This window comes from Vibrio sp. 10N.237.312.B06, from assembly GCF_041464685.1.
In the GTDB taxonomy this organism is placed as follows: domain Bacteria; phylum Pseudomonadota; class Gammaproteobacteria; order Enterobacterales; family Vibrionaceae; genus Vibrio; species Vibrio tasmaniensis_A.
This window is the reverse complement of the sequence record NZ_JBFSPI010000144.1, coordinates 1-6,157: the sequence shown is the minus strand read 5'-3', so window position 1 is coordinate 6,157 and position 6,157 is coordinate 1. Positions and strand designations below refer to the sequence as shown.

General features: G+C 42.8%; 5 protein-coding genes and 2 tRNA genes. 4 read left to right on the top strand and 3 right to left on the bottom strand.

Annotated features, from left to right (window positions below; all coding sequences use genetic code 11):
* Positions 1-780: 780 nt before the first annotated feature.
* Both pssA and AB6C75_RS22540 read right to left on the bottom strand, forming a co-directional pair.
* Entirely contained in the window at positions 781-2,121 is a 1,341-nt protein-coding gene (pssA, locus tag AB6C75_RS22545; protein WP_372109342.1) for a CDP-diacylglycerol--serine O-phosphatidyltransferase, read from the bottom strand.
* 91 nt (positions 2,122-2,212) lie between these two features.
* Positions 2,213-2,644, bottom strand: coding sequence for a GNAT family N-acetyltransferase (locus tag AB6C75_RS22540; protein WP_017096508.1), 432 nt, complete (start codon positions 2,642-2,644; stop codon positions 2,213-2,215).
* Positions 2,645-2,710: 66 nt separating this feature from the next.
* On the opposite strand from AB6C75_RS22540, the gene murB reads away from it, so the two are divergent.
* Together murB and birA are read left to right on the top strand one after the other, a co-directional pair.
* Positions 2,711-3,757 carry a UDP-N-acetylmuramate dehydrogenase gene (gene murB / locus AB6C75_RS22535; RefSeq protein ID WP_372109339.1) on the top strand — a complete coding sequence of 349 codons (1,047 nt, stop codon included), beginning with the start codon at positions 2,711-2,713 and terminating at the stop codon, positions 3,755-3,757.
* Positions 3,754-4,719 (top strand): bifunctional biotin--[acetyl-CoA-carboxylase] ligase/biotin operon repressor BirA, encoded by a 966-nt coding sequence (gene birA, locus AB6C75_RS22530; RefSeq protein ID WP_065679893.1) that lies wholly within the window; start codon positions 3,754-3,756, stop codon positions 4,717-4,719. Before murB ends, birA begins: the two co-directional genes overlap by 4 nt.
* A gap of 7 nt (positions 4,720-4,726) precedes the next feature.
* Here the strand turns inward: birA and coaA are convergent, their stop codons facing one another.
* Entirely contained in the window at positions 4,727-5,650 is a 924-nt protein-coding gene (coaA, locus tag AB6C75_RS22525) for a type I pantothenate kinase (protein ID WP_009844725.1), read from the bottom strand.
* A 209-nt stretch (positions 5,651-5,859) separates the two neighbouring features.
* On the opposite strand from coaA, the gene AB6C75_RS22520 reads away from it, so the two are divergent.
* Together AB6C75_RS22520 and AB6C75_RS22515 are read left to right on the top strand one after the other, a co-directional pair.
* Positions 5,860-5,935: transfer RNA gene (locus AB6C75_RS22520), tRNA-Thr, on the top strand.
* A gap of 44 nt (positions 5,936-5,979) precedes the next feature.
* A tRNA-Tyr gene (locus AB6C75_RS22515) sits at positions 5,980-6,064 on the top strand.
* Positions 6,065-6,157: the final 93 nt, after the last annotated feature.

The window sequence follows — 6,157 nt, the reverse complement described above, 5'->3', positions numbered from 1 at the left end:
GAATACCGGCCTGTCACGCCGGGGGTCGCGGGTTCGAGTCCCGTCCACTCCGCCAATTATTAGAAAAGCCCTGCTAGAAATAGCAGGGCTTTTTTACATTTGAAAAAGTGCCTTGCTGTTATACCAATCCGGAAAGTTACTGATCAGGTTTATCCAATCTTTTCTGCTCATTTTGGTGACGCGATCTTTGCACTCAAGAAATCCATTCCAAGCGCGACAAACCTTGGAAACAATGTCGTTATAACCAGTGAAACTTTGATTTGCTAGATCATGTTTTCGCAACCAACTCCATCCATAATAAAGACTGCATGACGTCCTTTTTCAGTAGCCTTAGATATCTGCTCTAAGTGATTTGTCATTATGTCCTTGTTAACCCAAAGAACCACTGTTGTTTCATCAATTCCTACCGAATCAAACAAGCGTATTCAAATTGCTGTTGTTTTACCACGCGAGGCCTGGTTCCACTAGTTGCCCAAAGACTTGTAGTTGTGTTCTGTTGACCAAACCTAGCTTCGTCTTGAAACCAGGCATCAGCACTCTATAGCCCAATATTATCGGGATCGTTTCTATTTTGATTTTTTAAAATCGTCTTGGATTTTCTGTGATTTTTTCGGTGTTTGGATCGAGAAGCTCTCCAAGAGAAGCCCATGTGGTCGAGGAGATAATAGATAAATTCGGGTGGCAGTACTTATCAACGATTTTCACCATTTAGTCATTTATATCGTAGATACAAAAACGCCTAGCGTTTGCTAGGCGGTGATAATGTTTTTAATCCATCGACTACAGTATTTGCTTAAGCACTCTATCGGCTTTCACACGAGTGATCTTACGAATTAACTTCTGAACGTCCATCGGGTAGCTCTCTACCTTATCTAACTGCTTATAAGTACAGATAAGCTGAGTGTGTTGAAGGATATTATCCACTTCAGCTTGGAACTTATCTGTTAGGTGATGGTAGTTATCTTGGATAAAGATGCCGTTCTCTAGATCCAACTTCCATGCGCGTGGGTTTAGGTTATTACCTGTAAGAAGCATGTAGCGCTTGTCGACCCAAATTCCCTTTAGGTGGAAGCTATTTGAATCGTGTTGCCAAAGTCGAATCGAAAGATTACGACCAGCAATATGTGCTTCATTAGCTTTGGCAAAACGACGCAGGTTCAATTCGTATAGGTATGGAAGACCACCAATCGTTTTAAACTCTTCTTCTGGCGAGATAAAGAAATCATTCGCTGTCTTATCGCCAACAACAATGCTGACCCTTACGCCACGCTTAAGCGCTTTCTTCACTTCTTTAGCTAGGCTAGGTGGGAAGTTGAAGTAAGGTGTACAGATAAAGATTTCATCTTTAGCTTGAGCTACGAGTTGATTGATTCCTTGATTCAGACGGTTACGTCTTTTACCGATACCAACTAATGGTGTTACAGCAACTTGGTCTGCTGAAACCTCTTGACCATCGAATTGATACTGAGACCTTGCTAATGATGCACGAAACTGACGAATCGCTGGTTTCAGTTCTTTGGTCGAAGGCTTGTTCTTATCAGCCAGGTCATAAACAGCGCTGTCCGCAACCATCTGTTCGTGTACGTAGGTAAACATTGAATCAGCAAGCGCTGCGTTGTTTAAAACATGGTAACGATCAAAGCGATAGCGGTCATGGTAATTCAGGTAGATATTGTTAAGGCTTGCACCGCTGTATATCACGCTATCATCGACGATAAAGCCTTTTAAATGCAATACGCCAAAGACTTCTTTGCCGCGAACTGGAATGCCATAGACGGGTACAGAGTGCTGATATTTTTCTGCAAACTCTTTATACATTGCAGCATTGCCTTCAGAAGACTCCGCGCCAATCAATCCACGTTGCGCTCGGTGCCAATCGACACAAACACTCACGTCTAATTCTGGATTCTTTTGTTTTGCTTCATATAAGGCAGTTAGGATTTCACGGCCAGCCTCATCATCTTCAAGATACAAAGCGACTAAACTAATACGAGTCGTTGCGCGAGATATCTCATCAAGTAGACGAGTTCGAAACTCTTGCGCTGATAGTAGTACTTCAAACTTGTCAGGATTCTGCGCTATGGTTGGCAACTGTATGAATGGATTCCTACTGGCAATCATATTGACTGTTTTACCTTAAAAATATGCAAAATTGCGAACCTTTAATTTTACCAAAGGGATAGCATCAAATACTAGATAATCGAGGCATTCTCTAACAATTTTGCTGATAATGCATAGGAATGAGATCTTTTCCGCTATTCGAATAGCGCTCGTATAAAACTCTTAAACCATTTGGCAGATCTTTAGGCTCTACCTGTACGAATTTGTGTCGCGCGTAAAAATTGGTGAGATGAGCGTACGCAAAGCAGTAATCGTCTTCCGTAAGTGCATGTTGCGCACAATAATCCATAAGTTTGGAGCCTAATTGCTTACCGCGATGTTGTTTTGATATCGCCATTCCAGTAAGTAAGCGATTATTTTCTATTGTACGAAAGCGCACGACACCGCACAGCTCGTTATCCAGTAATAACGAATAGATCAGTTCACTTTTATTAGCTTTTCCCGTTGGGTAATGTTCTTTATAGAAACGTTTAACTAGGGGAACCTTTACTGGGTCTAATTGGGTAATGATGACATTGTTCATTCAGTCACTGCGCCATTGGTTTATCTGCTGTAGAATGACTGCAGTGTAAGTTAATTGAATATCGCCATGCAATTCCATCTCAATGCTAGTTTAAAAAATGTTCATACTTTTTCCATAGATCAGACGTGTGATACGTTGGTTGAAGTCACCAATATCGAAGAATTAATTTCCGTTTACAGAGACCCTAAATGGTCAGCTTTACCTAAGTTAATACTGGGTAAAGGCAGTAATATGCTTTTTACTGAGCACTTCGCTGGTCTGGTCATAGTGAACAAATTATCCGGGATTGAGTTGACCGAGACGGATAGTCATCACCTACTGCATGTTAGTGGGGGGGAAGATTGGCCAAACTTAGTTGAATGGAGTGTGGATAAAGGGCTCGGTGGTCTAGAAAACCTAGCAATGATACCTGGCTGTTCAGGTTCGGCTCCGATTCAAAATATTGGTGCGTATGGTGTTGAGCTACAAGACGTATGCGAGTATGTCGATATCCTGTGTCTGGATACTTATACAGTTAAGCGATTGAGCAAAGAAGAGTGTCTCTTTGGTTACCGAGATTCTATTTTCAAGCACGCTCTCTACGATAAAGCGATTGTTGTTGCGATTGGTTTAACGTTGCCGAAAGAGTGGGAGCCATGCAATCACTATGGCCCGTTAAAAAGCCTAGCAGCCGATACGCTTTCTCCTCGAACTATATTTGATGAAGTATGCGCTATCCGTTCAAGTAAGTTGCCAGACCCTAGAGTCCAAGGTAATGCGGGCAGCTTCTTCAAAAACCCTGTGATCACCAAAGACCATTTTGATCGCCTGTTCGCTCTATACCCAAACATTGTAGGCTATGAGAGCAATGACATGATCAAAGTCGCTGCAGGCTGGCTGATTGATCAATGCCAGTTCAAAGGCGTGACAGAAGGTGGTGCTCAAGTTCACCCAAACCAAGCATTAGTTATCATCAATTATGATGAGGCTTCTGCTGTGGATATCCTTAAGCTTGCAGAGCGAGTGCGTCAGTCTGTCTTGAATAAATTCGATATTCGACTGGAACATGAAGTGCGTTTTATGGGACGAGACTGCGAGACAAACCTAGACAAGGCTTTGGAGTCATTGGCATGAGAGAACACAGTACCAAGCTTGCACTATTGAGATGTCTTGCTGACGGTGAGTTTCATTCAGGTGAAGATCTAGGTGAAATGATTGGTGTATCACGAGCGGCTATCAGTAAGCATATTAAAGGTATTCAAGGGTGGGGTTTAGATATCTACCGAGTACAAGGCAAGGGCTATAAGTTAGCTAGCCGTTTAGATATGCTTAACGAAGACAAATTGTCTGTTGTTAGTCGAGATGCTTCTCTTGAACTGATTCCAATCATAGGTTCTACAAACCAACACCTATTAGAGCGTACTAACACCCTCGAATCGGGTTCTGTCTGTATTGCTGAATATCAAGCTGCGGGACGTGGACGTCGTGGACGAGAGTGGGTATCGCCATTCGGTGCAAACCTCTATCTTTCAATGTATTGGAGACTCGACGCAGGGATGGCTGCCGCGATGGGCTTGAGCCTTGTGGTTGGTGTAGCTGTTGTTGAAGCTTTGGAAGAGATGGGCGTAGAAGGTATAAAGCTCAAATGGCCGAACGACCTTTACCACAATGACAAGAAGCTTGCTGGTATCTTGGTAGAGCTGTCAGGACAGTCTGGTGGCGCTGCACATATTGTGATTGGTTTAGGGCTAAACTTATCCATGGATCCAACAACATCAGGTATTGGCCAACCGTGGACTTCTCTTAAAGAAGTGTGTGATGGGAAGGTGCCCGATCGCAATCAGTTAGCACAGGCTCTGATCAATGCCTGGGATAAGTCTCTTGTTGATTATGAGTTGAAAGGGATGTCGAATTTTGTAGAGCGTTGGAATCGCTTTGATAATTTCTTAGGTCGCAATGTTAGGTTGATCATTGGACCTAGAGAAATTGAAGGTGTTGTTCAAGGCATCGATGAACAAGGTGCTGTATTACTCAAAACTGAGAATGGTATCGAGAGCTATATCGGTGGAGAGATATCGCTAAGAAAAGGCGATTAAGGCGTTACTATTTTCTTAGTAATACTTCTTCAACCATATGATCTGCGCCTTTACGTAGAATCAAGTGAGCCCTTTCTCGTGTAGGAAGGATATTTTGTTCTAGGTTCAAGCCATTAATTGAACTCCAGATACCTTCCGCTTTATCCAGTGCCGCTTGGTTCGATAATTTTGTGTAATGACTAAAGTAAGAGCCAGGTTTGGTAAACGCGCCATCGCGGAATTTCATAAAGCGATTGACGTACCACTCTTTGATTTGTTGGCTATCAGCGTCAACATAGAGTGAGAAATCAAGGAAGTCTGAAATAAACACGCGATGTGGCTCGTGTGGATCGTTCATGCCTGTTTGCAAGACATTAAGTCCTTCAATAATAAGCACATCTGGTAGGTCGACACACTTAACGTCATCAGTAATGTTGTACGTAAGATGCGAGTACACGGGAGCCGTGACATTTCTCTTGCATGCTTTTACATCCGAAACAAAGTTCACTAAACGCTTAATATCGTAAGACTCCGGAAAGCCCTTTTTACTCATCAATCCTTTTTCTTCTAACACCTCATTTGGGTATAAGAAGCCATCGGTTGTGACTAGCTCAACTTTTGGGTGGTTCTCCCAGCGAGAAAGTAGGGCTTTAAGCAGTCGTGCAGTTGTACTTTTGCCCACAGCGACACTTCCAGCAATACCGATGATAAAAGGTGGTGCTTTCTCGTTTTTATCCAGGAATTGATGGAGTACTGAGTTTCTATTCTGTCTGGCTGCCACATAGAGATTTAATAGGCGAGAGAGCGGCAGGTAGATCTCAACGGCTTCCTCCATTGTGAGCTTTTCATTGATGCCTTGAAGCTCTTTTAAGTCGCTCTCAGAAAGTGTCATCGGAACTAAATTCCTTAGCTCAGACCAACGTTCGCGGTCAAATGACATAAATGGGCTCATATAAACTCTATAGTGGATAACAAAACAAGTGCATGGAAAATACATCAAGCGATAGATAAATAAAATATCTTCCTGTACTAGATGTGGGTTAAAGGCAGAAACCTTGAGCTAAATAGCCGTATATAGGAATTTGATAGGAGAATTTTTCACTTTTTTTCAATTTACTATTGCAAGGTGGAAAATCATTCAATAAAATGCGCCCCACTTGTGCCGACTTAGCTCAGTAGGTAGAGCAACTGACTTGTAATCAGTAGGTCACCAGTTCGATTCCGGTAGTCGGCACCACTTTCTCCCTTTCTTTAAGGTAAGCGAGAGAAAGCTCAAAATTTGGAGGGGTTCCCGAGTGGCCAAAGGGAGCAGACTGTAAATCTGCCGGCACTGCCTTCGATGGTTCGAATCCGTCTCCCTCCACCATATTCTAAAGGTTAAATAGCTCAAACAGAGTTACGTGTTGCGTGCATCGTATAATGGCTATTACCTCAGCCTTCCAAGCTGATGATGCGGGTT

Excerpts from the sequence above, each read along its gene's own strand:
- pssA (WP_372109342.1), bottom strand. The coding sequence starts at position 2,121 with ATGATTGCCAGTAGGAATCCATTCATACAGTTGCCAACCATAGCGCAG.
- AB6C75_RS22540 (WP_017096508.1), bottom strand. The coding sequence starts at position 2,644 with ATGAACAATGTCATCATTACCCAATTAGACCCAGTAAAGGTTCCCCTA.
- murB (WP_372109339.1), top strand. The coding sequence starts at position 2,711 with ATGCAATTCCATCTCAATGCTAGTTTAAAAAATGTTCATACTTTTTCC.
- birA (WP_065679893.1), top strand. The coding sequence starts at position 3,754 with ATGAGAGAACACAGTACCAAGCTTGCACTATTGAGATGTCTTGCTGAC.
- coaA (WP_009844725.1), bottom strand. The coding sequence starts at position 5,650 with ATGAGCCCATTTATGTCATTTGACCGCGAACGTTGGTCTGAGCTAAGG.